This is a genomic window from Xanthomonas euvesicatoria, assembly GCF_013112235.1.
Classification (GTDB): domain Bacteria; phylum Pseudomonadota; class Gammaproteobacteria; order Xanthomonadales; family Xanthomonadaceae; genus Xanthomonas; species Xanthomonas euvesicatoria.
In genome coordinates, this window is record NZ_JABFFS010000001.1 from 4,831,815 (window position 1) to 4,857,436 (window position 25,622).

At 65.4% G+C, this 25,622-nt stretch carries 20 protein-coding genes and 1 pseudogene; 11 read left to right on the top strand and 10 right to left on the bottom strand.

Features of this window, described 5'->3' with window-relative positions; genetic code table 11:
• Positions 1-112: 112 nt before the first annotated feature.
• The 7 genes from pyk to gap form a co-directional block, all read right to left on the bottom strand.
• On the bottom strand, positions 113-1,579 hold the full coding sequence (gene pyk / locus HLH45_RS20605; RefSeq protein WP_011348424.1) for a pyruvate kinase: 1,467 nt from the start codon (positions 1,577-1,579) through the stop codon (positions 113-115).
• Positions 1,580-1,837: 258 nt separating this feature from the next.
• Entirely contained in the window at positions 1,838-2,482 is a 645-nt protein-coding gene (locus HLH45_RS20610) for an HAD family hydrolase (protein WP_008574673.1), read from the bottom strand.
• Positions 2,479-3,654 (bottom strand): phosphoglycerate kinase, encoded by a 1,176-nt coding sequence (locus HLH45_RS20615; protein WP_008574672.1) that lies wholly within the window; start codon positions 3,652-3,654, stop codon positions 2,479-2,481. The genes HLH45_RS20610 and HLH45_RS20615 overlap by 4 nt, the downstream gene beginning before the upstream one ends.
• Before the next feature lie 324 nt (positions 3,655-3,978).
• Positions 3,979-5,337, bottom strand: coding sequence for a DUF3999 domain-containing protein (locus HLH45_RS20620; RefSeq protein ID WP_046932537.1), 1,359 nt, complete (start codon positions 5,335-5,337; stop codon positions 3,979-3,981).
• Positions 5,334-8,165 carry a DUF2339 domain-containing protein gene (locus tag HLH45_RS20625; protein WP_033478932.1) on the bottom strand — a complete coding sequence of 944 codons (2,832 nt, stop codon included), beginning with the start codon at positions 8,163-8,165 and terminating at the stop codon, positions 5,334-5,336. The genes HLH45_RS20620 and HLH45_RS20625 overlap by 4 nt, the downstream gene beginning before the upstream one ends.
• Before the next feature lie 195 nt (positions 8,166-8,360).
• On the bottom strand, positions 8,361-8,831 hold the full coding sequence (locus tag HLH45_RS20630; RefSeq protein ID WP_008575072.1) for a hypothetical protein: 471 nt from the start codon (positions 8,829-8,831) through the stop codon (positions 8,361-8,363).
• A 209-nt stretch (positions 8,832-9,040) separates the two neighbouring features.
• Positions 9,041-10,042 carry a type I glyceraldehyde-3-phosphate dehydrogenase gene (gap, locus tag HLH45_RS20635; protein ID WP_003490161.1) on the bottom strand — a complete coding sequence of 334 codons (1,002 nt, stop codon included), beginning with the start codon at positions 10,040-10,042 and terminating at the stop codon, positions 9,041-9,043.
• A 462-nt stretch (positions 10,043-10,504) separates the two neighbouring features.
• On the opposite strand from gap, the gene HLH45_RS20640 reads away from it, so the two are divergent.
• From HLH45_RS20640 to modC, 8 genes and pseudogenes are all read left to right on the top strand, one after another.
• Complete coding sequence (locus tag HLH45_RS20640) at positions 10,505-11,017, top strand: SgcJ/EcaC family oxidoreductase (RefSeq protein ID WP_014090936.1); 513 nt, start codon at positions 10,505-10,507, stop codon at positions 11,015-11,017.
• 287 nt (positions 11,018-11,304) lie between these two features.
• Complete coding sequence (locus tag HLH45_RS20645) at positions 11,305-11,928, top strand: OmpW/AlkL family protein (protein ID WP_033479020.1); 624 nt, start codon at positions 11,305-11,307, stop codon at positions 11,926-11,928.
• 117 nt (positions 11,929-12,045) lie between these two features.
• The gene (locus HLH45_RS20650; protein ID WP_008575897.1) at positions 12,046-12,660 is read left to right on the top strand and encodes an OmpW/AlkL family protein; all 615 of its coding nucleotides are present in this window, start codon (positions 12,046-12,048) and stop codon (positions 12,658-12,660) included.
• A gap of 258 nt (positions 12,661-12,918) precedes the next feature.
• Positions 12,919-13,692, top strand: coding sequence for a S1/P1 nuclease (locus HLH45_RS20655; RefSeq protein WP_008575895.1), 774 nt, complete (start codon positions 12,919-12,921; stop codon positions 13,690-13,692).
• A gap of 13 nt (positions 13,693-13,705) precedes the next feature.
• A pseudogene (locus HLH45_RS20660) lies at positions 13,706-14,530 on the top strand (MBL fold metallo-hydrolase).
• Positions 14,531-14,605: 75 nt separating this feature from the next.
• Entirely contained in the window at positions 14,606-15,382 is a 777-nt protein-coding gene (modA, locus tag HLH45_RS20665; protein WP_008575887.1) for a molybdate ABC transporter substrate-binding protein, read from the top strand.
• Positions 15,383-15,398: 16 nt separating this feature from the next.
• Positions 15,399-16,085: a molybdate ABC transporter permease subunit gene (modB, locus tag HLH45_RS20670; protein ID WP_008575885.1), complete on the top strand. Its 687-nt coding sequence runs from the start codon at positions 15,399-15,401 to the stop codon at positions 16,083-16,085.
• On the top strand, positions 16,085-16,699 hold the full coding sequence (gene modC / locus HLH45_RS20675) for a molybdenum ABC transporter ATP-binding protein (protein ID WP_008575883.1): 615 nt from the start codon (positions 16,085-16,087) through the stop codon (positions 16,697-16,699). The genes modB and modC overlap by 1 nt, the downstream gene beginning before the upstream one ends.
• A gap of 97 nt (positions 16,700-16,796) precedes the next feature.
• Here the strand turns inward: modC and HLH45_RS20680 are convergent, their stop codons facing one another.
• The 3 genes from HLH45_RS20680 to HLH45_RS20690 are packed head-to-tail and all read right to left on the bottom strand — an operon-like array spanning position 16,797 to position 19,031.
• A complete protein-coding gene (locus HLH45_RS20680; protein ID WP_008575882.1) occupies positions 16,797-17,381 on the bottom strand; it encodes a hypothetical protein in 585 nt (194 codons plus the stop codon).
• A complete protein-coding gene (locus HLH45_RS20685; protein WP_008575880.1) occupies positions 17,378-18,676 on the bottom strand; it encodes a TonB family protein in 1,299 nt (432 codons plus the stop codon). The genes HLH45_RS20680 and HLH45_RS20685 overlap by 4 nt, the downstream gene beginning before the upstream one ends.
• Entirely contained in the window at positions 18,666-19,031 is a 366-nt protein-coding gene (locus HLH45_RS20690) for a BlaI/MecI/CopY family transcriptional regulator (protein WP_008575878.1), read from the bottom strand. The genes HLH45_RS20685 and HLH45_RS20690 overlap by 11 nt, the downstream gene beginning before the upstream one ends.
• Before the next feature lie 163 nt (positions 19,032-19,194).
• Here HLH45_RS20690 and HLH45_RS20695 point away from each other — a divergent pair, with 163 nt between their 5' ends.
• From HLH45_RS20695 to HLH45_RS20705, 3 genes are all read left to right on the top strand, one after another.
• Positions 19,195-21,153, top strand: coding sequence for an acetyl-CoA hydrolase/transferase C-terminal domain-containing protein (locus HLH45_RS20695; RefSeq protein ID WP_031424148.1), 1,959 nt, complete (start codon positions 19,195-19,197; stop codon positions 21,151-21,153).
• 135 nt (positions 21,154-21,288) lie between these two features.
• Complete coding sequence (locus HLH45_RS20700) at positions 21,289-22,464, top strand: phosphatidylinositol-specific phospholipase C1-like protein (RefSeq protein WP_033479018.1); 1,176 nt, start codon at positions 21,289-21,291, stop codon at positions 22,462-22,464.
• A 122-nt stretch (positions 22,465-22,586) separates the two neighbouring features.
• Positions 22,587-25,301 carry a TonB-dependent receptor gene (locus HLH45_RS20705; RefSeq protein WP_033479025.1) on the top strand — a complete coding sequence of 905 codons (2,715 nt, stop codon included), beginning with the start codon at positions 22,587-22,589 and terminating at the stop codon, positions 25,299-25,301.
• The last annotated feature ends 321 nt before the right edge of the window (positions 25,302-25,622 follow it).

A 25,622-nucleotide genomic window follows, 5' to 3' on the forward strand; every position in this document is an offset into this window, starting at 1 on the left:
GGTGCGCGTCCAGCGGCCAGGTCGCCACACAGCACGACGGCGGCCCTGGGGCCGCCGTCGTGTGTCGCCTCTGTTCCGGCTCAGGTCATGCGCCGGATGCAGTCCACAAGCGTTAGAGCTCGCCCAGCCCGGTGGCGCGGCCGTCTTCACCCACTTCCAGCAAACGCAGCGTATTGGTGGCGCCGTGAGTTTCCATGTGCTCACCGCTGGTGAACACCACGCGGTCGCCAGGCCCCATGCGCTCGTTCTCCACCAGCAGACGGATCGCCGCACGCGCGGCTTCGCGCGGGGTCAGGCCGCGGCTATCGAAGCTGATCGGGAACACGCCACGCATCATGGCCATCTGGCGGCGCGCGCCATCGTGACGGGTGAAGGCGTAGATCGGCATATTGGAGCGGAAGCGCGACAGGAAGCGCGGCGTGCCGCCGGATTCGGTCAACGCCACCACGCCGCCCAGGCCGATGTGCTCGGACAGGAACATGGTTGCCATCGCAATCGCCTGGTCGGCGCGCTGCAGATTGCGTTGCGCCGCTTCGAAATCGGTGTCGAATTCGAACTGGTGTTCGGCCCCCAGGCAGATGCGCGCCATCGCTTCCACCGCACGCACCGGATAGGCGCCGGCGGCGGTCTCGGCCGAGAGCATCACCGCATCGGTACCGTCGATGACCGCGTTGGCCACGTCCAGCACTTCGGCGCGGGTGGGGATCGGGCTTTCGACCATCGACTGCAGCATCTGCGTGGCAGTGATCACCACCTTGTTCTGCGCCAGCGATTCGCGAATGATCTTCTTCTGCAGGCCGGGCAATTCAGCGTCACCGATCTCAACGCCCAGATCGCCACGCGCCACCATCACCACATCGGAGGCTTCGACGATCTCGACCAGGTTTTCGATCGCCTCGGTGCGCTCGATCTTGGACACCAGTTGCGCATCGCAGCCGTGCTGCTGGGCAATCTGACGCGCGTCGTGCATGTCCTGCGCATTGCGACAGAACGACACCGCAATGAAGTCCACGCCGATCTTGGCCACGATGCCGATCAGTTCCTTGTCGCGCTCGGTCAACGCGCCCAGCGACAGACCACCGCCCTGCTTGTTGAGGCCCTTGCGGTCGGACAGCACACCATCGTTCAACACCTTGGTGACGATGCGCTCGCCCTGCACATCGGTCACCTGCAACTGCATCAGGCCATCGTCGAGCAGCAGCACGTCGCCGGCGGTCACGTCCTGCGGCAGCCCCAGATAGCTGACGCCAACCTGCGTCTGGTCGCCAGCCGGCGCGTTGGCATCGGCCACCAGGTCGAAGCGATCGCCCATGGTCAGCTTGATCTTGCCTTCGGCAAACCGTTCGATACGGATCTTCGGGCCCGGCAAGTCGGCCAGGATGCCGACCTCGGCACCGACGCGGGCCGCAGCGGCACGTACTTCGGCGGCGCGCTTGGCCTGGCCGGAGGGGTCGCCATGGCTGAAGTTCAGGCGCACCACGTTGACGCCCGCCTTGAACAGCGTATCCAGCACACCGGGCGCATCCGTTGCCGGTCCGAGGGTGGCGAGGATCTTGGTGCGGCGTTGACGTTCTTTCATGATGGCCTCCCTGTAAAAGCCGCGAAACTTAACACACACGTCAGGTACCGAGGATGGCATTGCGGCATAGCCTTCCTCCGATTCCGGCATGTCTTATAGACAGTGCGGGACAGTACGTACGCCTGCGCCCGCGCTGCCATGAGCAATGCGAACGGTCGCCACCCTAACCCGGCGACGGTGAAGAGTGTTCTGCGCGCTTCGAACCGCAACTGCAGGCACGGCGACCAAGCGAACGCAACGGCCGACGCGCACTGCCCATCACTGAAGCAACGCCGCCAGTTCAGCCGGCGTGCGTGCCAGCGCACCGGCACCGGCGGCGCGCAATTCGCCCTCGTCGCCGAAGCCCCACAACACGCCAATGCTGTGGATGCCGTGGTGATTGGCGCCATCGATATCCATGCGCCGGTCACCGATCATCACGCAGCCGGCCTTGTCGATCTGCAAACGGCGCAGCGCTTCGGCAATGAGATCCGGCTTGAAGCGACGTTCGCCGTCTTCGCTGGCACCGATCACCTCTTCGAAGCACGCGCCGAAGGGCAGATGCTCGACGATGCGCCGCGCGTAGCGCTCATTCTTCGAGGTCACCACGGCCAGACGATGACCGGCGCGCTGCAGGCCGGTGACAACCTCGCCGATGCCGTCGAACACGCTGAGTTCGGTCCAGCCTACCGCGTCGTAGCGTGCGCGGTAGAGCCCGAGCGCGCGCTGCACCAACTCCGGATCGTCCGGAAAACACTCGGTGAAGCTGTCGCGCAACGGCGGGCCGATCCAGGCGCGCAAGGTCTGCGCCGACGGACGCGGCTGGCCGAGTTCGTCGAAGGCGTGCACGATGCTGGCAACGATGCCTGGCTCCGAATCGACCAGCGTGCCGTCCAGATCGAAAAACAGCGTGGCTGCACTCACTGACCGCGGGCCTGGAGTGCGGCCACCGCCGGCAAGGTCTTGCCTTCCAGAAACTCCAGGAACGCACCGCCACCCGTGGAAATGTAGGTGACGTCCTGGGCGATGTCGTATTTGTCCACTGCGGCCAGGGTGTCGCCACCGCCGGCGATCGAGAACGCCTTGGAACTGGCGATCGCGCGCGCCAGCGTTTCGGTGCCGTGGCTGAAGGACTCGAATTCGAAGACGCCCACCGGCCCGTTCCACACCACGGTACCGGCACTGGCGATCAGCTCGGCGTAGCGCTGCGCGGTGTGCGGGCCGATATCCAGGATCAGATCGTCCGCGTCGACCGCGTCCAGCGACTTCACGCTGGCCTGCGCATCGGGCAGGAACTGCTTGGCAACGACCACATCGGTGGGCAGCGGAATCTCGGCGCCACGCGCCTTGGCATCGGCCACGATCTGGTTGGCGGTCGGGATCAAGTCCGGCTCGTTCAACGACTTGCCCACGGCATGCCCGGCCGCGGCGATGAAGGTGTTGGCGATGCCGCCGCCGACGATCAGTTGGTCGACCTTGTTGACCAGGTTGGACAGCAACTCCAACTTGGTCGAGACCTTGCTGCCGGCGACGATCGCCAGCAGGGGCTTGGCCGGGTTGTCCAGCGCCTTGGCCAGGGCGTCGAGTTCGGCCATCAACAGCGGGCCGCCTGCGGCGACCGGCGCGAAGCGGATCACGCCATGCGTGGAGGCCTGCGCACGGTGCGCGGTGCCGAAGGCATCCATCACGAACACGTCGCACAACGCCGCATACTTGCGCGCCAGCGTTTCATCGTCCTTGCCCTCGCCGACATTCATGCGGCAGTTTTCCAGCAGCACCACCTGGCCCGGCGCGACGTCCACGCCGTCGACCCAGTCGCGCACCAGCGGCACGTCCACGCCCAGCAACGCGGCCAGGCGCGTGGCCACCGGCGCCAGCGAATCTTCTTCGGTCCAGCTGCCTTCCTTGGGGCGGCCCAGGTGCGAGGTCACCATCACGGCCGCGCCTTTTTCCAGCGCCAGCTTGATGGTGGGCACCGAGGCGGTGATGCGCTGTTCGGAGGTGATCTGGCCGTTGTCGATCGGCACGTTGAGATCCTGGCGGATCAGCACGCGCTTGCCGGAGAGATCGAGGTCGGTCATGCGGACAATGGACATGGGCTCAGCTCGTTCGGTCTAGGGAGGGGGAATGGGAATGGACATGCAGACGCACCCAGCAGAGGCGCCGGTGCAAACATTGTGAGCGCTTTGCCTTAGCGGCAACCGGCTGTGGGTCGCCATCGCGCCTTCGTTGCGCCCGCATGTGGACCGCGCAGCGCCGGTTACCCACCACGCGCCAGGCCGCCAGGCCGCCAGGACGGCTGGCAAGGCGCGGGATGCTTGGTCGAACACGACGGGCAATACGGCTGCCTTGGTCACGGGGGACGCCTATTGTCCGACCTTCGCGCCGCAGCGGCAAACCGCCATGCGAAGCGGGCGCGATCAGCCGTTGCGATTGGCCGATGCGCTACGCAACAGGCTCACCGCGAAACCGCCGACCAGCAAGGCGCCACCGACCAACAGACCCCACAGCAGCCAACGCTTCCAGTCGCGCGGCGCGGCAGCCGGTTGCAACGCGGCATCCCCCGCCAGCGGCTGTGCCTGCGCAGCCAGGCGGGCCTGCGCCGGCTGCCACCGTGCGCCGCGTTCGCGCCGCAGTGCCTGCAGCATTGCGCCCAGTGGTGCGTCGGTGCGCTGCGCACGCGCACTGCCGGCGACCAGCGCATATGGCGGCTGGCCCTGGGCGAGAAACATCAACCGCTCCGGTTGGTACCCGACGCGCAGCGTCGGCACGGCGGTGCTGCGCCCCTGGGCGGCGACCAACCGCCATTGGCGATCGCGCACGGGGGCAGTCAGCAGTTGCGGCGGCGACGCGGCTGCCGTGCCCTGGCCCAGTCGATACGCCAACCAGGGGCCGGCACGTTGCAGCCACGGCGCATCGTCGCTATCGCGACTTGCCACGATCCACTCGACCGCCTCGGCCTGACTGCCGCCGACATCCAGTTGGCTGATCGGAAAGCGACCGGGCAAGGCATACACCAGCGCCGCATCTCTTGCGGTGCCTGGCAAGTCCAGCCACTGCGGCGGTGTGGACATGGCGACGCCATCCAGCTCCGCCTCGACCACGCGTAATGCCGGCAGCTCGCCCGATGCGGTAACCAGGCGCAAGTAACGCGCACCATCGTCCAGGGCGATACGACGCTGCTGCAGTCGCTGCGCCTGATTGTCCAGCGCCATGACCGTGGCGCTGGAGACGAGCACGCGCCAGTCGCGCAGATCGTCGCTGCCTTCCACACGCACCTGGGCCTGCACCGGCATGTCGCCCTCCCAATCCAGCACCAGCGCACGCGGGCGATCGCGCAGCGCGCTGGCATCGATCAGCCAGCTCACACCACGGCCCGCAGCGACAGCCCCGGTCGCAAAGCGACCTTCCAGGCGGCGCACCGCACCACTGGCGTCGCGCTCGGCAATCAACTGCAGGTCGCCGTTGGCCGGCGCGGCACCTGCCGGCAGCGCAAACAGGGGCAGGCGCTGATGGCGTACCGCAGCCGCCGGTGCTGCATCCATCGGCAGCCAGGCGGTGGGCAGCTCTTGTCCAAGCGCATCGATCACCGTGACATCGCGCAACGCCGCGTCGTGCGCGGTGCGATACACCGCCGCATCCAAGCTCACCTGATAGAGGCCGACATCCGCGCCGGTGACCTGCAGCGGCCACTGCTGGCGGTAGTCCTGCCGCACATCGGCGGCCTGCGCCAGCAGCGGCAACAGTATCAGCAGCAGTGCCCATCGCATCGTGTTCATGCCTGATCCTTTTCGACGCCGTTCTCTTGGACAGCATGACCTTCGGTCGCGACCGCACGCGGCGGCGCCGGCGCCAGATAGCCCACCACGGTGCACAACAGGCCATAGGCCATGAACGAGCCGATGCCGAGAAGATTGCCCAGATGCTGGCGGTCGACCAACACCAACTTCGCCAGGACCAGCCCCATCAGCAGCGCGCCGCCCAGCCACAGCCCGCGTTGACCACGACGCGAGCCGATCACCCAGCCCAGCACGCCGAGTACGCTCCAGACGATGGTGAGGCTGGTCTGGGACAAGGTGGCGCCGATCAGCGCCGAATCCCACGGCACACCGCCCCAGTGGTGCACGCTGTGCAAGGTGCTGCCGGTGATCAACGCCCAACCCAGCACACCCAGCGCGGTCACCCGCCAACGCTGCAGCACTGTCGGCGCAGCTGCCGACCAGGCCCAGCGCGCAAGCAAGGCCAGGACCGCCAATTGCGCCAGCTCGGCGGGATTGAGCAACGGCAACCATGGCAACGGGGCGGCGCTCACCGGATCCAGCAATGCGAGCAGCCAGCCGAGTCCCAGTACCGCGAACACGCAACTCAGCAACGCGTTGCGTGCAGGGTCGAAGCCGGTTCCCTGCGGCCAGGCCAGCCATGGCCAACGCAACAGCCCCAGCGTCGCCACCAACAACCACGGTGCCGCCAGCAAGGCGCAACGCCAGCCATTGGACAGCAAGAACGCGTCGGCCAGCCAGGCCGTGCCCAACGAGATGACCAACGGCCACAGCAGCCACCAGATGAACTGCGCCGCCATCGCGCCAGCGCCCTGCTGCGTGCGCAAGCACCACAGCGCACGCGCGCCCGCCACCGCAAACACACCCCATGCCAGCGCGCCCCAATGCGCGAATGGCTGGGTGTGCGCAGCGCCCTGCCACAGCGCCAATGGCGCCGCCAGCGCCAGACCAGACATCACCGTCCATACCAGCGCCGCTGCAGGACGGCGGCGATGCACTTCGGCCGCCAGCCATACACTGAGTGCGACCAAGCCCAGCAGCAGATCCGGCTCGCTGCGCAGATCGGCAAAACGCACGATCTCGTGCACGCCGCACAGCGTCCACCAGCCCAGTCCCCACAGATATGCCAGTAGCGCACGCCGCCGATGCCCGGCATCGCGCAGGAACCAGGCACTGGCCCAGCCGGCAAGCGCCAGCAGCACGGTACTCATGCAGGTTGCGTTGGCCACCGCGACCGCATCGTAGCGCCAGGCATCCACGCCGAACGCGACACCCACCGCCGCAAACACCTGCAGCGCGACACCGCTGACCTGCGAGACCCGCCGTTGTTGGCCAAGCCCCAGCCACAGCAACCCCACGCCTTCCAGCGCAAACACGCTCGCAGTGGCACGTGCCGACAGCGCCAGCGGTACGGCCAGGGTTGCGAACCCGACCGCCAGCATCGCGTGCGCCTGGCCCAGCACGCGCGTAGGCGCGCGGCGCAGCAGCCAGCTGCCCAGGCCCGCGTACAACGCTGCCACCGCCACCGCGCACAACGCCAATGGCAGCCGATCGCCCTCAAGCAGGCGCGCCTGCAACGCGAAGGCGACGAGCGGCGTTCCGAACAACAGGCTGCCATCGATGAGCCTGCCGGCACTGCCGTCGCCGCGGCGCGCATGCAGGACCGGAATCGCCACGTACATGGCGAAAAACAGCAACAGGAACGGCTCGGTCGTGGCGAATTTGGCCGGGGAGTACTGCAGCGCCCCCCACACGGTGCCGATGCCGAAGGTGAAAGCAAACCCCAGCAGGTTCAGCACGCGCCACGGGCGTGTCCATGCAATCGCCACGATGCCGGCGTTGAGTACGGCGTAGTACGAAAACAGCGCGACATGATTGCCGCTGCCGGTAGACAACCAGATCGGCGCAAGAAAACCGGCCAGCACGCCCAGCACCGCCAACGTGCGCGAATCCTGCAGCACCGCCAGCACGCACATGCCTGCGATCAGCACCATGCTGATGCCCAGCGCCGTTCCGGCATCGAGCAAGCCGTACAACTTGAAGGCCGCGAACACCGTCAACAACAAGCCGCCGATGGCGCCGCCCTGCAACGCCAAGGCAAAGCCCGGCCGCTGCGCGCGCTGCTTCCAACCGAAGATCAGACCGGCCAATGCCAGGACGCTGATGCCGGCCAAGCGCAGCTCGATCGGCATGCGCATCCAGCCCTGGTCGCTGGCGTACTTCAACAGCGACGCCACGCCGGCCAACAACACCAGCATGCCGACCTTGACCGGCACATTGCCCTGGGTGAACCAACGCTTCAAGGCGCTGGCCGCGCGCGCGATGGCGCTAGGCGCGGCCGGAGGCCGGGGTGGTTGCGATTGTGCGGATTGCGACTGCGCCGGCTCGGCGCGCGTCGCCTGCGCTTGCGGGCTCGGACGTTCCGACCCCGCGATCGCACTGTGCGCCATCGCCTCTGCGGGTGCCTGCGCCGGCAATGGCGGCGGCACCGCCGAGGCAGACACGCCAACCGCGTCGTGGTCCGCGCTCGGCGCCTGCCAGCCAACGGCCTGACGCGCTGCATCGGAGATGCGGTACCCAGGTAGATCGCCGTCGGCAATGAAGCCCGGACCAGTGCCGACAGCGGACGCCTCGCCCGGTCGTTCCCATGCCCTGCCCTGCGCGTCCGCGGGTGCTTGCGCTGGCGCATCCGCAGGCTCGGCACCACTGCGCTGCCACTGCGCAAGCCGCTGCTCCAGCGCCGCCACCCGTCTCCGCAGCCCGGCCATCCACACCAGCGCGATCACCACACCCACCGGCACGGCGAGCAGCACCAGGGCCACCAACACGATTATCGTTTCCAACGCAGCAATCCCCGAGCCGGCGTCCAGCCGAATGCGCGCACCATACAGCCTCGGGCTACGGCTGGGCAGCCAGCCTCTCGCTCAGACGACGGATGGAGCGTCGGCAAGCTGCAGTCGCACGCGTGCTTGCGTGGATGCATCACACAAGAAAACGCCCGGAAAACCGGGCGCTTTGAACGATTATTCGCGGTAACCGCTGTCGTTCTTGTTATGGATGATCCAGATCAGGTTGCCGCCGGTCCCCATCGACTTGCCCGCGAACACCAGGCGTCCCTGGCCCTTGTAGGCCATTTCATAACGGTAGCGGTCGCCACCGAAGAAAAACGGGATAAATGCCTTGCCGGTCACGTAAGCACCCTGGTCGTCCGGCTGACCAATCAGGTCGGTGACCTGCTTCATCGGCATACCGATTTTCAACTGGGTGAACTTGCTGCCAGGCGCCGGCTTGCCGGTGATTTCGCCTTCGTAATCGTTGATGCCCTTGACGGTCTCGCCGTAGCCCGCCTCGACATCGGACGACTTGATCACCTCACCATCGGCATTCATCCAGGCCGGCGTCCCGGTCTGCTTTTTTGCAGCCCAGCTGGTGGACGGCACGGAACACGCAACTACCACGCTCAGCGCCAGGGCGCCTGCCAAAAACTTATTCATCACTCTTCTCTCGATCCATGGAGTTCCCCGATCCTTCGTACACGACACGGGAACGGCCGCCGTGCGTGCAAATTAGCGCACGTGAGTCCAGCAAAGTCCACTTCCGGTCAGCCGCCGAAGGCGTTGCAGTGCAAGAAACGCAACATCCATCGCTTACAAATGAAAAAGCCCCGGCATGCCGGGGCCTGTTTCATCACTGCGCCAGAAACTTACTTGGCGACAACGCGCACCATCTCCAGGCACTTGTTGGAGTAGCCCCACTCGTTGTCGTACCAGGACACCAGCTTGACGAAGGTGGAGTCCAGCGCGATGCCAGCGTCGGCGTCGAACACCGAGGTGCAGGTTTCGCCGCGGAAATCGGTGGCCACGACCTTGTCTTCGGTATACCCCAGCACACCCTTCAGTGCGCCTTCGCTCTGTGCCTTCACTTCGGCGCAGATTTCGGCGTAGGTCGCCGGCTTTTCCAGTTCGACAGTGAGGTCGACCACCGAAACGTCGGAGGTCGGCACGCGAAAGCTCATGCCGGTGAGCTTCTTGTTGAGCTCGGGGATCACCACGCCCACGGCCTTGGCCGCGCCGGTGGAGGACGGAATGATGTTCTCCAGGATGCCGCGGCCGCCGCGCCAATCCTTGTTGGACGGGCCGTCCACGGTCTTCTGCGTCGCAGTGGCCGCATGCACGGTGGTCATCAGGCCGCGCTTGATGCCCCACTTGTCGTTGATCACCTTGGCGAGCGGCGCCAGGCAGTTGGTGGTGCACGAGGCGTTGGAGATGATCGCTTCGCCTTTGTAGGTCTTGTCGTTGACGCCATAGACGAACATCGGGGTGTCGTCCTTGGACGGCGCCGACAGGATCACTTTCTTGGCGCCTGCATCGATGTGCTTCTGAGCGGTTTCCTTGGTCAGGAACAGGCCGGTGGACTCGATCACCACGTCGGCGCCGACGGCATCCCACTTGAGGTTGGCCGGGTCGCGCTCCTGGGTCAGGCGGATCTTCTTGCCGTTGACGATCAGCGTATTGCCGTCGACCGAGACGTCGGCCTTGAAGCGGCCATGCACCGAGTCGTACTGCAGCATGTAGGCCAGGTAGTCGGGCTCGAGCAGGTCATTGATGGCCACGATCTCGATGTCATTGGCGAAGTTCTGCACCGCAGAGCGCAGCACGTTGCGTCCGATGCGACCGAATCCGTTGATGCCAACCTTGATTGCCATGTTCACTAGCTCCTGCGACCGCGACAGCGCGGCGGATGGAAAGGGGCTGTCATTCTAGCAGCGTCACTGTCTGCAGCCGTGTTGTTGTGGGCCGGGATTGGGAACGGGCATTCGGGATTGGTTGGCGGTTCGCCAGTGAAGCAGCTCTGTGCGTCGCCTGGTGAGCCACCGGGCCGCAACTGCGCTCGATCCCTGCGGGAACGCGCGTGAGCGGCCGAGCCGCGCGCCACGGCATCGATGACCGACGGCGTCCGGATGCACCCATGCCGGTCGCATCAAGCGACATGCATTGGGCACGATAAAACGGTCACACGCCCAAACATTTCAATCACTTAAGGAATAATCGGATACGCTGAAGAGCATATTCAATGCTATGCCGAACAGCAGAATTTCGGCACCCCGTGGATTTCGATACTGGCCCTGCCCGCTGAGGCACCCCCATCAATCACACGGAGATTTCCCATGCGTCGCACCCTCTTCTCTCTGGTTCTGGCTCTGGCTGCCACCCCGGCGCTGGCTGGCGGCGTGATGCATTACACCGACAAGGCCAAGCTGCCGGCCGGCGGCGAAGAACGCGAAGTCGCTGCGCTGTTCGACACCTGGAACGCGGCGTTGGCCACCGGCAACCCGCACAAGGTGGCGGACCTCTACGCACCGGACGGCGTGCTGCTGCCGACGGTCTCCAACGAAGTGCGTGCCTCGCGCGAACAGATCGAAAACTACTTCGCGATGTTCCTGACCAAGAAGCCGCAGGGCGTGGTTAATTACCGCACCGTGCGCGTGCTCGATGACGACAGCGCCGTGGATGCCGGGGTGTACACCTTCACGCTGACCGACAAGCACGGCAACAAGAGCAACGTGCAGGCCCGCTACACCTTCGTGTACGAAAAGCGCGACGGCAAGTGGTTGATCATCAACCACCACAGCTCGGCGATGCCGGAAGTGGATGCACCCAAGGTCGCCAAGGTCAAGTAAGCAGTACATCGCACCGGCGATCGAATCGCTGTCGACGCCACTGTGCACGCAACCGTCGGCGTCCATCCCGCCGCCGACAGCTGTGCCAAGCGCATCGCGCGATGCCACACGTGCGATGCGCGCTGCGAGCCCCAGCACGGCGCGCAACGCCGTCTTCCGCGCAGGGTGTGGCAACAGCCATTGCAGGGCCGCACACCTGGGCGCACGGCCAAATTGATCAGGATCAAGGCAGCGGTGACGCCAAGCGCGAAGACTTCCCACGTCCATTGCACCCCACGAGACTTCTCATGCGTATGCGCTCTACCCTTCTGTTCGCCGCTCTGGCCGCTTCTTGCGTCAGCCTCCCCGCACTGGCGCAATCCAAAGGCGACTGGACCGTTGCCGTCGGTGCCCACCAGGTCGCTCCCAAATCCGACAATGGCAGCCTGGTCGGCGGCACCCTCGACGTGGATGTGGGCAAAGACATCAAACCCACGTTTACCGCCGAATATTTCGTCGCAGACAACCTGGGCATCGAGGTGCTGGCTGCGCTGCCGTTCGAGCACGATATCGCGCTGCGTGGACTGGGCCGCGTTGGCAGCACCAAGCACCTGCCGCCGGTGGTGTCGCTGCAGTACCACTTCAACAGCCAGGGCAAGGTGTCGCCCTTCTTCGGCGCGGGCATCAACTACACGCGCTTCTTCGACACCGATACCGGCGGCGCGCTGGCCGGCAGCACGCTGGAGCTGGACGATTCCTGGGGCCTGGCACTGCATGCAGGCGTGGACTACAAGCTCAGCGACCGCGGCGCGCTGCGCGTCAACCTGCGCTGGATCGATATCGATACCCGAGCGCGCCTGGACGGCAACCGTATCGGCACGGTCAATATCGACCCGCTGGTCTACGGCCTGGCCTACGTGCACCGGTTCTGATCCCCGCGGCGTGGGCGGCGCATCTCTGGCACACTTGCCGTCCAGGGACGTGCATCACCGCCGGAGTTGCGGACAGGTCGGTCACGTCGCCCGCCTGTCCGACCTACCGGGGATTCCATGAACACGCTGACTCGCACCGCCCTCGCCATCGCACTGGCCGCCTCGGCCGCACCCGCCCTTGCACAGTCGGCCGGTCATTGGACGACCGGTTACGGTGCCGGCTATGTCTCGCCCAAGTCCAATAACGGCACTTTCGGCGGCACCCAGGCCGAGATCAAGGGCGCGCCGGCACTGTCGTTCACCTACGAATACTTCCTGCGCAACAACCTGGGTATCGAAGTGCATGCGGCAGTTGCGGGCAAGCACGACCTCGAGCTGCAGGGCATCGGCAAGGTGGGCAGCTATTGGACGGTGCCACCGAGCGTGCTGCTGCAGTACCACATCAATGGCTACGGCACGGTGTCGCCGTTCGTGGGCATAGGCATTAACTACACCACGTTCCTGGGCGAAGACACCGAGCCGACGGTTACCAGCGGCGATCTGCGTTTCGACGATTCGGTCGGCGCCACTGCGCATGTCGGCGTGGACTTCATCTTCAACGACCGTAGCGGCCTGCGCGTGGATGCGCGCTGGACCGATTCGCGCAGCAACGTCGACCTCAACGGCGCGCGGCTGGGCAAGGCACGGATCGATCCGTTGACCTTCGGCGTGTCGTACCTGGTGTATTACTAAGAGCGCCTAGCAACACGACTGCGTTCATCGCCAGATGGGCGCGGCCAGCGCCCACTACGGCATGCCCCCACGCGGATGCTGCAGTTGCCGCTTGCGTGCAACTGTTTGCTCCATCCGGGCGCGCTCCAGGCACGTGCCGGCACCATGCTGAGGCGTGGCTGTCGCAGCTCCGGGAGGGCCATCAAACCGTCCCGGACCGATGCGTACAATCGCCGGATGAAAACACGTTCCCTCTCTGCATTCGTTGTTGCAACGGCAATGGCCGCCGCATTCCACCCAAGCACCGCCCTGGCCTGGGGCCCGCAAGGCCACCGCCTGGTGGCGCGCATCGCCGAAACCGAGCTGAGCCCGCAGGCACGCACGCAAGTGGCGCAATTGCTGGCCGGCGAGCCGGACCCGACCCTGCACGGCGTTGCCACCTGGGCCGATGAGCTGCGCGAGCACGACCCCGACCTGGGCAAGCGCTCCGGGCCGTGGCACTACGTCAACCTGGGCGAACACGACTGCACGTACTCGCCACCGCGCGACTGCCCGGACGGCAACTGCGTGATCGCCGCGCTCGACCAGCAAGCCGCCCTGCTCGCAGATCGCACCCAGCCGTTGGACGTACGCCGCAAGGCCTTGAAGTTCGTGGTGCATTTCGTCGGCGACATCCATCAGCCGATGCACGCCGGCTATGCGCACGACAAGGGTGGTAACGACTTCCAGCTGCAGATCGACGGCAAGGGCAGCAACCTGCATGCGCTGTGGGACAGCGGCATGCTCAACGACCGCCATCTGAGCGACGATGCGTACCTGCAACGCTTGCTGGCATTGCCGGCCGCCACTGCGGGGGCTGCGGCGCTGCCGCCCCCGGCTGCGGCATGGGCGCAGGCTTCGTGCAAGATCGCCATCACGCCGGGCGTCTACCCGGGCGCGCACGTGTTGCCTGCCACCTACATCGCCACCTATCGCCCGATCGCCGAAACCCAGCTGCGCATCGTGGGTGACCGGCTTGCCGCCATCCTCAACGCGGCGCTGGCCGGCCCCTGACGTGGAGACGCCGATGCAGCCCCAGGTGCTTGCCTTCTTTCATGCCGACAGCAACACCTTCACCTACGTGGTCGCCGATGCGGCCACCGGTGCGGCGGCAGTGATCGACCCGGCGCTGGATTACGCGGCCGATAGCGGCGTCGTCGGCAGCCAGGCAGCGCAGGCCATCCTTGCGGCCATCGAGCAACACGGATGGCAGGTGCAATAGCTGCTGGAAACTCACGCGCATGCCGATCACCTGTCTGCGGCGCAGTGGCTGAAGCAGCATTGGCCGGGGGCGCGTATCGGTATCGGCGAGGGTATTTGCAAAGTGCAACGCACCCTTGCCGCGCAGTACGCATTGCCGGCCGACTTCCGCGCCGATGGCTCGCAATTCGATCATCTGTTTGCCGACGACGAGCGCTTCAAGCTTGGCGGTATCGAAGCACGCGTCATCGCAGTGCCCGGCCACACCAGCGACAGCATTGCGTATCTGATCGGCGATGCGTTGTTTCCTGGCGACTCGTTGTTCATGCCGGATGCGGGCACGGCGCGTTGCGATTTTCCCGGCGGCGATGCACGCCAGCTGTTTGCGTCGATCCAGCGCCTGTATGCGCTGCCGGAGAGCACCCGCGTGTTCGTCTGCCACGACTATGGCCCGGGCGGGCGCGCGGTGGCGCATCAGACCAGTATCGGCGCGCAGCGGCGCAGCAATATCCATGTGCGCGACGGCGTGGATGTAGAGACCTTCGTGGCGCAGCGGCAGGCGCGCGATGCCACCTTGCCCGAGCCCAAGCTAATCCGCCCGGCCCTGCAGACCAATCTTCAGGCCGGGCGTTGCGCCGGAGTGGTCCTGTAGCGCGTGCAGGCTCGCCACGCGGTGCGCATCGCGTAGCCGCTATGATCGGGGCCCTGTCCTGGTGAGGAGCCTTCGATGCGCATGATCGGTTTCTGGCAGCGCGCGTTGTGCGTGCTGATGCTGGCGTTGCCCCTGCTGGTGAGTGCGCAGACCGCACCGGTGACGGTGTTTGCGGCCGCGAGCCTGAAAGAATCGATGGACGAAGCTGCGGCCGCGTACCAAAAAGCCACCGGCACGCCGGTGCGCGTGTCGTATGCAGCGAGTTCTGCACTGGCACGCCAGATCGAACAGGGCGCGCCGGCAGACGTGTTCTTTTCGGCCGACCTGGAGTGGATGGACTATCTACAGCAGCGTGGGCTGGTGCTGCCGGCGCAGCGGCACAGCCTGCTCGGCAACACACTGGTATTGATCGCGCCGGCGAACAGCAAGCTGCACGTTGACCTGCGCACCCCCGGCGCCATTGCCAAGGCGCTTGGGCAGGGCGGACGCCTGGCCGTAGGCCAGACCGCCAGCGTGCCGGCCGGCAAGTACGCAGCCGCCGCGCTGCGCAAGCTCGGCCAATGGGACAGCGTCGGCAACCGGCTTGCCGAATCGGAAAGCGTGCGTGCGGCTTTGATGCTGGTCTCGCGTGGCGAAGCGCCGCTGGGCATCGTGTATGGCTCGGACGCGCGCGCCGATGCCAAGGTGCGCGTCATCGCCACCTTCCCCGACGACAGCCATGGCCCCATCGTGTATCCGGTTGCTGCATTGAAGAACAGCAACAACCCCGCCACCGCCGCATTCGTCAGCTGGCTGGGAAGCAAGCCGGCCAAGGCGATCTTTGCGCGCCGTGGTTTTTCGCTGAAGGATTGAGGCACACCGTTTGTCGATGTTCACCCCGGAAGAGCTGACCGCGATCGGCTTGAGTCTCAAGGTTGCGATCGTGGCAGCGCTCGCCAGCCTGCCGCCGGGCATTGCTTGCGGCTGGCTGCTGGCGCGCCGCCGCTTCCCCGGCAAGGCCCTGCTGGACGCGCTGCTGCATCTGCCCCTGGTGATGCCGCCAGTGATCACCGGCTATGCGCTGCTGGTGGTGCTGGGCACGCAGGGGCCGGTGGGCAGTTGGTTGCTGGAACATCTCGGTATCCAGTTCGCCTTCCGCTGGACCGGCGCGGCGTTGGCGTGCGCGGTCATGGGATTTCCGCTGATGGTGCGCGCGATCCGTCTGTCCATCGAAGCCACCGATCGTCGCCTGGAAGCGGCCGCCGCCACGCTGGGGGCCGGGCCGTGGCGGGTGTTCTTCAGCATCACCTTGCCGCTGGCCTGGCCGGGCCTGGTCGCCGGCATGGTGCTCGCGTTCGCCAAGGCGCTTGGCGAGTTCGGCGCCACCATCACCTTCGTGTCCAATATTCCTGGCGAAACGCAGACCTTGTCGTCGGCCATCTACGGGCTGATGCAGGTCCCGGGGATGGAATCGGGCATCTGGCGGCTGGCCGGCGTGGCGCTGGCGATCTCGCTGGCGGCGCTGCTGCTGTCCGAATGGCTGGTGCGCCGGCCGCATCCGCGCGAGGACGCGTGATGCTGGATATCGACCTGCAGCTGCAGCGCGGCGCCTTCGAACGCCGCATCCGCATCCACGACGATGCGCGTGTCGTGGCACTGGTGGGGCCCTCCGGCGCGGGTAAGACCACGGTGCTCAATGCAATTGCCGGCTTGGTGCGTCCGCAGGCCGGGCATATCCGCATCGATGGGCGCTGCCTGTACGACGCCACGCAAGGCATCGACCTGCCGACGCACCAGCGCCGGATCGGTTATGTGTTCCAGGATGCGCGGCTGTTCCCGCATCTGGATGTGCGGCGCAACCTGCGCTACGGCCGGCATGCGCGCGGCCAGGCGCCGTTCGGCTTCGACGATGTGGTGGCCTTGCTCGGCATCGCACCGCTGCTGCAACGCCGGCCGCGCAACCTCTCTGGCGGCGAAGCGCAGCGCGTGGCGATTGGCCGCGCGTTGTTGGCGCAACCGGCGATTCTGCTGTTCGACGAACCGTTGTCGGCCCTGGATCAGGCGCGCCGCGAAGAATTGATTCCTTACCTGCAGCGCGTGCGCGACGAGATTCGCCTGCCAATGCTCTACGTCAGCCACAACCCCGATGAAGTGCAGCGCATTGCCGACAGCGTGCACGTGCTGGATTGAAGGCGGTGTGGGCGGTGATAGGGCGTTAGCGGTTGACGCGTTATGAGAGGGCGCCGCGTTGTTGGTGACTGGACATGCTGCGCAACGGCTGCAGCAGCTATCGGACCACCTTCCCGGTCCGCACGCTCACCTTGCCTTGCCGCACCTCGAAGGTGAACGCGAACGACAACGTCACCGGTACCGGCTCGATCTGGGCGGCGCCAGTGCAATCGTCTGGCACTGACGGTTGCGCAGCGCCTGATGGATACGTGCACATCGCCGCCGGAACAAACTGCCATCGCAGCGCGGCGGCGCGCACCGCTTGCATGAGATCGGCGTTGTCCGGCAGCAGCCCGGCGGCGCATTCGTCGCGGTCGGACATTGGATCCACGCGCTGCACCGTACCCTCTGCGCTCAGAATGAGATGCGCGCAGACGGTGGTGGGCGCCAGGCTCTGGCGTGGCGAATCGGGGGGCAGCACCGGGGCGTCGCTGCGCGCCGCGCGTGGCATGCGAAAGCGTTGCGTTGGTGCCAGCGTATAGGATTGGACGCCCGCAGCGCCGCCGCCGTCCGGCTGTGGAGGCAGCATGCGTTGATCCACCGAATCCTCGCGCTGGCTGCGTTGCTGCTCGGCCAGTTGGCGCGTGGCGCAACTACTCATGGCCAGCATCAGGGCGAGGCTACCGATCAGGCAGCGGTTCATTGCAACGCCCCGCGTGAGGCGCATCCCGCAGGTGCGCAGCTGGCCACACGTTCGGACCGGTCGGCAGCGTGTGGGCCTGCAGCAGCTTCGGTACCGGAATGGATATCTGCAACTGCCGATGCCGCATCTGGTGGATCCAGTTCGAATTTCACCGGCACGCGCACCTCGGACGCGACCGCCTTGCCATCCTCCAGCGCAGGTGTGAAGCGCCAGTGGCGTGCTGCGTCGAGCACGGTCTGATCGAACACGCCTGCCGGCGTGCTGCGCACGATGGCGATATGGTCGGGTGTGCCAGTCGGGCTCACTGCGATCTGCAGTTCGACAAATCCCGCCAGGCCTGCAGCGACGGCGTCAGGCGGATACCTGGGCGGCTGCATGGTGCCAAAATCCAGCGTATTGCCAGGCACGCGCATGCCATGCAATCGCGCAGGCTGGAATGCCCAGCAGGCGCCACTGACCATCACCGCTAGTGCCACCACCACGCGCAGGTTCCATCGCGCGCGGGGCGCCTCCACCGCAGGCTTCAGCAAGGCTGCCACGCGTTGGGTAAGCGCATGCGGCGCATTCCAACGGCAGGCCGTCGGCGTCCAGCTGGCACCACAGTGGGTCTTGAGCATCGCGGTGGCGTAACTGCGGCGCTTGCCCGGATAGCGCGTCAGCACCTCTGCGTCGCACGCCAGTTCCTGATCCAGCCGGAACGCGCGCCATGCCAGATGCATCAACGGATTCCACCAGCCGATGCACAGCAACAGCGCGGCCAGCAGATTGGCATACAGGTCACCGCGCCGCAGATGCAGGCGCTCATGCGTCAGGATCAAGGTGCGTTCGGCGGCGCTGTAGCGCGTATCGAAATCCATCGGCAGCACGATGCGTGGGCGCCAGAGTCCCAACGATACCGGCAGGCCTACATCGTGCGTTGCCGCCCATACTTCGCCCTTGAGCGCATGCAACGCGCCCAAGCTGCGTACGAATCGCCGCTGTCGCCACCAGAGCGCTACGGTCATCGCGACCGCACCGACCAGCCAGGTGGCCATCAAGGTCCCCGCCCATGCGTGATCGCCCTCCTGCAGGTTGAGCGGCATCGCGACCATCGCCGGCATCTTCGGCAACGCTGACGCGAGCGGCGGCCCTGGTATTGCAGCTGCCAATACGGCAAGTGGCACGGCGAGCCAGATCGCATACGCCGCTGTTGCGCCCAGCCAGCCACGCAGTGCGCGCCGCAGCACCAGACAGGCCACCAATGCGGCACTGCTATACAAGGTGACGCGCAACAGCAATGGCAGCTCAAGGTGCATCGTCCAACTCCTTGAGCAGACGCTTCAATTCTGCGATGTCCGAGGCACTGAGTTGCCCGCGTTCGCTGAAGTGCGCCACCAGCGGTGCAACGCGCCCGCCGAACAGCCGCTGCAGCAATCCTTCGCTCTGCTGCTGCACCCACTGTTCGCGCGCCAGCAGCGGCGCGTAGTGATACCTGCGGCCGTGTTTTTCTGCCGCAACGGCGCCCTTGGTGAGCAGCCGATTCAGCAAGGTCTTGATGGTGGGCTCGGCCCAGCCGGTGTGCGCCAACGCGGCGATCACTTCTTCTGCGGTGCGCGGCGCACCATCCCAGAGCACTTGCATCACCACCGCTTCGGCGTCGCTGATCGGCATGCGATTACATCCGTAATTTTTATCGATTACGCGCGTAAACAGCTTGCTTGTCAAGCAGTGATCGAACGGGCTCCCGACGCCTGCCCGCATTGATGGCGGCCAAGCATGGCGCACGAGTATCGGGATGCAGGCAGCACGCGACCGGCTCGGCTACTCTGCGTGGATGACCGAGCACCTCACCGACCTGAGCGCCGCCGTGGAGCGGATCCTGCAACGCATCGACGGCCCGCTGCGCGTGGGCGCGCCGCTGGGCATCGGCAAGCCGCACCGTCTGTTGAACGCGCTCTACGCACAGCTCAAGGACACGCCGTCGCGGCCACTGGCAATCTACACGGCGCTCTCGCTCAATCCCCCCAGGCCGGGTACCGGACTCCAGGCGCGCTTTGCCGCACCGTTCATCGCGCGCCACTTTGGCGAGGATTTCCCTCGCCTTGCCTATGTCGACGCCATGCTGCGCGATGCCTTGCCCGCGCATGTGCAGGTGGAAGAGTTTTACATGCAATCCGGCGGGCTCTTGCATTCCACCCAGGCCCAGGCCGACTACACGAGCCTCAACTACACGCATGCCGCTGCAGCGGTGGCGCAACGCGCGCCCAACCTGATCGTGCAGAAAGTGGCGCGCGAACCGGGCAGCACGCGGCTGTCGTTGTCGTGCAACAACGACATCACCCAGGACACGCTGGACGCGGTGCAGGCACTCGGCTTGCCGCGCCCGATGCTGGTGGCGGAAGTCGATCCGCTGTTGCCGTGGATGGGAGGCACCGCAGCGGTAGATGCCGCATTCTTCGATCTGATCATCGATTTGCCAGGTCCGTTCCCGCAGCTGTTCGGCTTGCCGCGGCAAGCGGTGAGAAGCGTCGACTACGCCATCGGCTTGTATGCCAGTGCCCTGGTGCGCGATGGCGGCACCTTGCAGATTGGCATCGGCACGCTGGCCGATGCACTGAGCCATGCACTGGTGCTGCGGCATACCGATAACGCGACCTATCGCCGTGTGCTGCATGCGCTGGATCCGGCACTGGAACACCACCCGGCCGTGCAGGCCAGCGGCGGCCTGGAGCCGTTTGCCGTCGGCTTGTACGGTTGCAGCGAGATGCTCAACGAAGGCTTCAAGCAATTGGTGGACAGCGGCGTGATCCGTCGCAAGGTGCACGACGATCTGCCGCTGATGCAGCGCATTGCCGATGGCAGCGCCGACATAGCCGATCACGCACGTCTTGCCGCCGAAGGCGAGTTCCTGCATGGCGCGTTCTATCTCGGCTCGCCCGCGTTCTATCAATGGCTGCGCGATCTGGAAGCCCCGACACGCGCGGCGATCGGCATGCGCCGCATCAGCGAGATCAATCAGCTCTACGGCGGCAACGAGACGCTAAACCGCTTGAAACGCAAGGATGCACGCTTCTTCAACTCCTGCATGATGGCGACCGCGCTGGGCGCGGCAGTCTCCGACGGGCTGGAAGATGGCCGCATCGTGTCCGGGGTCGGCGGGCAGTACAACTTCGTGGCGATGGCGCATGCACTGCCGCAGGCACGTAGCGCCTTGATGCTGCGCGCCACCCGCGAGGCTGGCGCACACACCGCCAGCAACCTGCGCTGGAACTACGGTCACACCACCATTCCACGCCATCTGCGCGACCTCTACATCACCGAATACGGCATCGCCGATCTACGCCACAAGACCGACCAGGACTGCGTGCTGGAAATGGCCGCCATCTGCGATGCCCGCTTCCAGGGTGAATTGCTTGCCCAGGCGGAACGGTCGCGCAAGTTGCGCACAGCGCCTGCACTGCCGGTACGCGCGCAGCGCAACACACCACGTGCACTGGAACAGGCACTGGCCCCATTTCGACGCGACGGCAGCCTGCCCGATTACCCGCTCGGCAGCGACTTCACGAAGATCGAACGGCGTCTGCTGCCCGCATTGGGCTGGCTCAAGGGCGCAACTGCCAGCACTGGCGGAAAGATCGCCACGGTGGCCCGCGCACTGCTCACGCGCCAAGCGCCCGGTGCCGATGATGTTGCCTGCCTGCAACGCATGGCACTGGATGCGCCAAACAGCCTTGGTGATCGCCTGCAGGCGCGGCTGCTGACCCATGCCTTGCGACAGACCGCCGCGCCATGAAGAAACAGTGCCGCGATTTGCCACCGGCTCGAACGCACCGCGGCAAGCACTGACGCATCACGGACACACAGCGGAAAGATATGCGTCAAACTGGGCCGTGATGATGGCGACCTCGTCGCTTTCCGGCTGTGCTGCATGCATCTTTTTCGCGTGTTTACTGCTGTCACGTCAGGGTTCGATCGCAAAACGAAGTTGGTGCGCCCAAAGCGAAGCAAGACGCAGCGCACCGCCATCTTCGCCGTGCTGTTGCTGAGCAGTCTTGTCGCGCAAGCCGCACCGCGCCTGACCGACCTGCAGTACATCGGCAGCCACAACAGCTACCACGCCGGCTTTGCGCCCAGCGAAGCGGCGTTATTGAAGCAACTGGACCCGACACTGTTTGCCGCGCTGGATTACCGCCATCCCGCCTTGACGCAGCAACTTGACGATGGCGTGCGCCAACTTGAACTGGACGTCTTCGCCGATGCACAGGGCGGGCGCTACGCACATCCGGCCATCGTTGCGCAGATCGCCAAGGCCGGTCTGCCGACCGCACCGGCAAGCGCGCCCACCGGAGTGATGGACAGGCCCGGCTTCAAGGTCATGCATGTGCAGGATCTGGACCAGCGCAGCAACTGCCAACCGTTGATTGCCTGCCTGCAGGAAATCCGCACCTGGTCGAAGCAGCACCCGGGCCACGTGCCCATCTTCATCCTGCTCGAAACCAAGCAGGCGCCGATCCAGTTGACGTTTCCCACCGTACAACCCGAACCCTTCGATGCAAAGGCGATGGATGCACTGGATGCCGAACTGCGTTCGGTCTTCCAGCCCGGTGAATACATCAGCCCCGATCAGGTGCGGGGCCGCGCGCCTACGCTCAACGCAGGCGTGCTCGCGCATGGCTGGCCGTCGTTGGCCCAGGCGCGCGGCAAGGTGGTATTTCTGCTCGACCAACGCGTTGCCGGTGCCAGCTATCTGCCCGGCCACCCATCGCTGCGTGGCCGGGTGTGTTTCACCAATGCGGTGCCAGGCGAAGACGATGCGGCCTTCGTCGAACGCAACGACGGCCCTGCCGATGACATCAAAAAGCTGGTCAAGGCGGGCTATCTGGTACGTACACGCACCGATGCGGATTTGAAGGAAGCCCAGCACAACGACACCGCCCGGCGCGACGCCATGCTGGCCAGCGGCGCGCAATTGCTCAGTACCGACTTCCCGATCAACGAGCCGGCCGATAACGGCTACGTAGTGCGCTTCGATGGCGGCGCGGTGGCGCGTTGCAATCCGCAGCGACCGGACCCGGGTTGCGACGGCATCGACCTGCACCACTGAGGGCAGCAACGCGCACAAGCGGCCCTACGCATCAGCCCTGTCGCAATGGAAGCGTCGGCGACCCATGGCCGTGCCCGCTGCCCGGGCGCGAGCCTCCCCTCCCCCATCACGTGAGCATCAAGATGCAGTTTTCCCGCCCCCTCCATCGCTTGACCTGCGCCATTGCCGCGGCGCTTTGCGCGCCATCGCTGGCGTGCGCTGCAGAGATGACCACCACCACGTTGGACTCGGTCAACGTGCAAGCCACCCAGGCCGCGGCGCCCGGTTCGCTCAGCGAACAGCGCCTGTCCAATAGCGTCAACAGCGTGATGAGCAAGCAGCAGATCGATGCAATTCCCTCCGGCGGCATTGCCGATGTGGTAGCGCACATGCCGGGATTATCGGCCTACAGCGACATGCATCTTGGCCAGGCCACCACCGGCGAGAACGCCTACGTCAGCATCCGCGGCATGGACGCCAGCTATAACGCATACACGCTCAACGGCTTTGGCATGCCGGAAACCGACTCCTCGACGCGCGCCATTTCCTTGAACATGCTGGCGCCATTCGGCATCCAGTCGGTGCAGGTCTCCAAATCGCCGACGCCCGACATGCCCGGCGATTCGATCGGCGGCGCGATCGATATGCGCACCCCCAATGCATTTGATTTCGACCAAGACCTCTATGCCAAGAGCACCGCGCAAGGTCAGTTCAACGCACTAGCCCACCACCTGGGTGGCAAGGACAGCGGCGGCACGTTCCAGCAGGAGCTGGCTTGGAAGTTCGGGGAAGGCGATGCGTTCGGCATCTACGCATCGGCCTATTACGGCAAGAACAACAACATGGCGCAGGCCCCTGCACCCAACAGCAAATACGTGCCCGCCGACCCTGCGCTCGCCGCCGCCACCGATTTGCGCGATGTCGGCCCGCTGATCAGCACCCGCTACAAGTACAGCCTCTACGCCAGCCAGATCGAACGCTATGGCGGCAACCTGTCGCTGGATTGGCAGGGCGACACCAGCGCGTTGTATGCACGTGCCATCTACGGCAGTTACGGCGTCACCGGCACGCAGGACCAGTCCAGTGCGCGCCTGGAGACCTATCGCAACCAGCCCACGGCGGTGCGCGGCGGGTACTTCAATACCCACGATATCGACGAGACGCTGGCCACGGTGCAACTGGGCGGGCAGACCACGCTCGACCGGCTGCACCTGGACTACGGTACCTCGTTCGGCCGCGGCACGCGCAGCCGGCCGGATTATGTGTCGGCCAGTCTGTATGGGTTTACCCCGGGCAGCTTCGCCTTCGACCTCAGCGACCCCACCTACCCGAGCATCGGCCCAAGCTCGCCGGCGTTGAAGGACTTCTTCTACAACCTGGATTCTTCGCTGTTGTGGAAGGTGCAGGGCCACGACGCCGGCAGCCACGATAACCGTTTCAACGCGCATACCGACATTGCGTACCAGGTCGATGGCGCTGTGCTGGACAGCGTCAAACTTGGCCTGTCGGCCGATCACTCCGAGCGCGACGCCTATGACCACCCGTTCTTCCACAAGGATGGCAACTTCGTCACCAACGGCCCGTACTTTGGCGGCCCCAATTACGCGTTTCCCACCGCCGGCGGCCCGCCGCTGAGCGCGATTCCCGGCCGCATCACGTACAACGCATTCGATGGTCACTATGCGGGGCCGTTCAAGCTGCTCGATCGCGGCTGGATGCGCGCGCAGGCGCTGCCTTACAAGTACATCGACGACCCGAACGGCGCGGGCATCTATACCGCCAACGACTACAACGCCAACACCACCTCCAGCACCGAAGCGATCTATTCGGGCTATGCGATGGCGGCGCTGCATCTTGGCAAGGTGAGCATACTGCCCGGCGTGCGTTACGAACTGACCCAGTATTCGGCCGACTCCTGGCAATCCAGCGGCGATGGCAGCACCGGCAGTTTCGTCGGCAGCGGCAGTACCTACGGCAAGGTCTTGCCCGGCATCAGCGTCAACTATCGGCCGGACGATCTCACCGTATATCGCGCGTCGTTGCGCCGCAGTTTCAGTCGCCCGGCATTCGGGCTGATTTCCGGCGAGACGGTGTATTCGATCGATGACACCCAAAAAGTGGTCGGCATCTCCAAGCCCAACCCCAACCTGCAGGCGAGCACCGCCGACAACGCCGACCTGTCTGCCGAGTTCTACGATCATCAGGGCGGCGTGCTCAGCGCCTCGACGTACTACAAGCGCATCAATGGGTTCATCTATACCTCGCAATCGGCCACCAGCAACGACAGCACCCTGGGCGGCCTGGTGCCAACCGGCACCACCTTCGAAAATGGCGTGCCGGTGACCATGCCGCAAAATGGCGGCACCGCAAAGCTCTATGGGCTGGAGTTGGCGGCGAGCAAGCGCCTGCAACAGTTGCCCGGCCTCTGGAGCAACTTCGGCGTCACCGCCAACCTTACGCTGCAGCACAGCCAGGCAGATAGCAAACGCAGCGACCAGCCGGAAAAGACCTGGCTGCCGCGCGCACCCGAACGCATCTACAACCTGGATCTGTTCTACGACGACACGCACCTGCGCACGGACCTGAGCTACAACTACACCGGCCTGCAACTGCTGGGGCTCACCACCGACCGCCTCAATTACTACCTGCAGCCGGTGAAGTCGCTGGATTTCAATGCGACCTATCACTTGCCGCACCATATCGATGTCGGCGTGTCGGCAAAGAACCTGCTCAATGCCGCCACGTTCTACGAAACGCAGGGCAAGTCCAAGCGCTACATGGCCTACGATCCCGGCGCCGACGGTGCCTATGTGCAAACCGGGCGCACCTACATGCTGACCTTGGGCTACACGTACTGATCATAGGCCGGCACGCTGCAGCGGTGATCTTTCAACGGAAAGTACGCCGCTGCGGCGATTGCCACCTGCTATCCAGCGGCTGTCGCAGCGCCATTGCTCGATCCGCGATTGCGCCGCCGCATCATCGCGCCGCGGTATCGGTATCGGTATCGGTAGTGAGGCTCCATCACAGGTGTGCTGCGTCAGTCGATTGCGCGGCGGCAATGTCCACCGCAATGCCGCATCGCACCGCTTGCCCAGTCAGTACCGGTGCAGCGATTTCACGCAGAAAACGCAGGCGGCTGCGGCAAGGTGCGCGCATGCCTCTTTCGGACCTGCACA

Coding starts and splice junctions, on each gene's coding strand:
- modC (WP_008575883.1), top strand. CDS start 16,085: ATGCTGGATATCGACCTGCAGCTGCAGCGCGGCGCCTTCGAACGCCGC.
- HLH45_RS20680 (WP_008575882.1), bottom strand. CDS start 17,381: ATGAACCGCTGCCTGATCGGTAGCCTCGCCCTGATGCTGGCCATGAGT.
- gap (WP_003490161.1), bottom strand. CDS start 10,042: ATGGCAATCAAGGTTGGCATCAACGGATTCGGTCGCATCGGACGCAAC.
- HLH45_RS20700 (WP_033479018.1), top strand. CDS start 21,289: ATGCATCTTTTTCGCGTGTTTACTGCTGTCACGTCAGGGTTCGATCGC.
- HLH45_RS20640 (WP_014090936.1), top strand. CDS start 10,505: ATGCGTCGCACCCTCTTCTCTCTGGTTCTGGCTCTGGCTGCCACCCCG.
- modA (WP_008575887.1), top strand. CDS start 14,606: ATGCGCATGATCGGTTTCTGGCAGCGCGCGTTGTGCGTGCTGATGCTG.
- HLH45_RS20685 (WP_008575880.1), bottom strand. CDS start 18,676: ATGCACCTTGAGCTGCCATTGCTGTTGCGCGTCACCTTGTATAGCAGT.
- HLH45_RS20705 (WP_033479025.1), top strand. CDS start 22,587: ATGCAGTTTTCCCGCCCCCTCCATCGCTTGACCTGCGCCATTGCCGCG.
- modB (WP_008575885.1), top strand. CDS start 15,399: ATGTTCACCCCGGAAGAGCTGACCGCGATCGGCTTGAGTCTCAAGGTT.
- HLH45_RS20695 (WP_031424148.1), top strand. CDS start 19,195: ATGACCGAGCACCTCACCGACCTGAGCGCCGCCGTGGAGCGGATCCTG.
- HLH45_RS20645 (WP_033479020.1), top strand. CDS start 11,305: ATGCGTATGCGCTCTACCCTTCTGTTCGCCGCTCTGGCCGCTTCTTGC.
- HLH45_RS20630 (WP_008575072.1), bottom strand. CDS start 8,831: ATGAATAAGTTTTTGGCAGGCGCCCTGGCGCTGAGCGTGGTAGTTGCG.
- HLH45_RS20620 (WP_046932537.1), bottom strand. CDS start 5,337: ATGAACACGATGCGATGGGCACTGCTGCTGATACTGTTGCCGCTGCTG.
- pyk (WP_011348424.1), bottom strand. CDS start 1,579: ATGAAAGAACGTCAACGCCGCACCAAGATCCTCGCCACCCTCGGACCG.
- HLH45_RS20615 (WP_008574672.1), bottom strand. CDS start 3,654: ATGTCCATTGTCCGCATGACCGACCTCGATCTCTCCGGCAAGCGCGTG.
- HLH45_RS20650 (WP_008575897.1), top strand. CDS start 12,046: ATGAACACGCTGACTCGCACCGCCCTCGCCATCGCACTGGCCGCCTCG.
- HLH45_RS20690 (WP_008575878.1), bottom strand. CDS start 19,031: ATGCCGATCAGCGACGCCGAAGCGGTGGTGATGCAAGTGCTCTGGGAT.
- HLH45_RS20655 (WP_008575895.1), top strand. CDS start 12,919: ATGGCCGCCGCATTCCACCCAAGCACCGCCCTGGCCTGGGGCCCGCAA.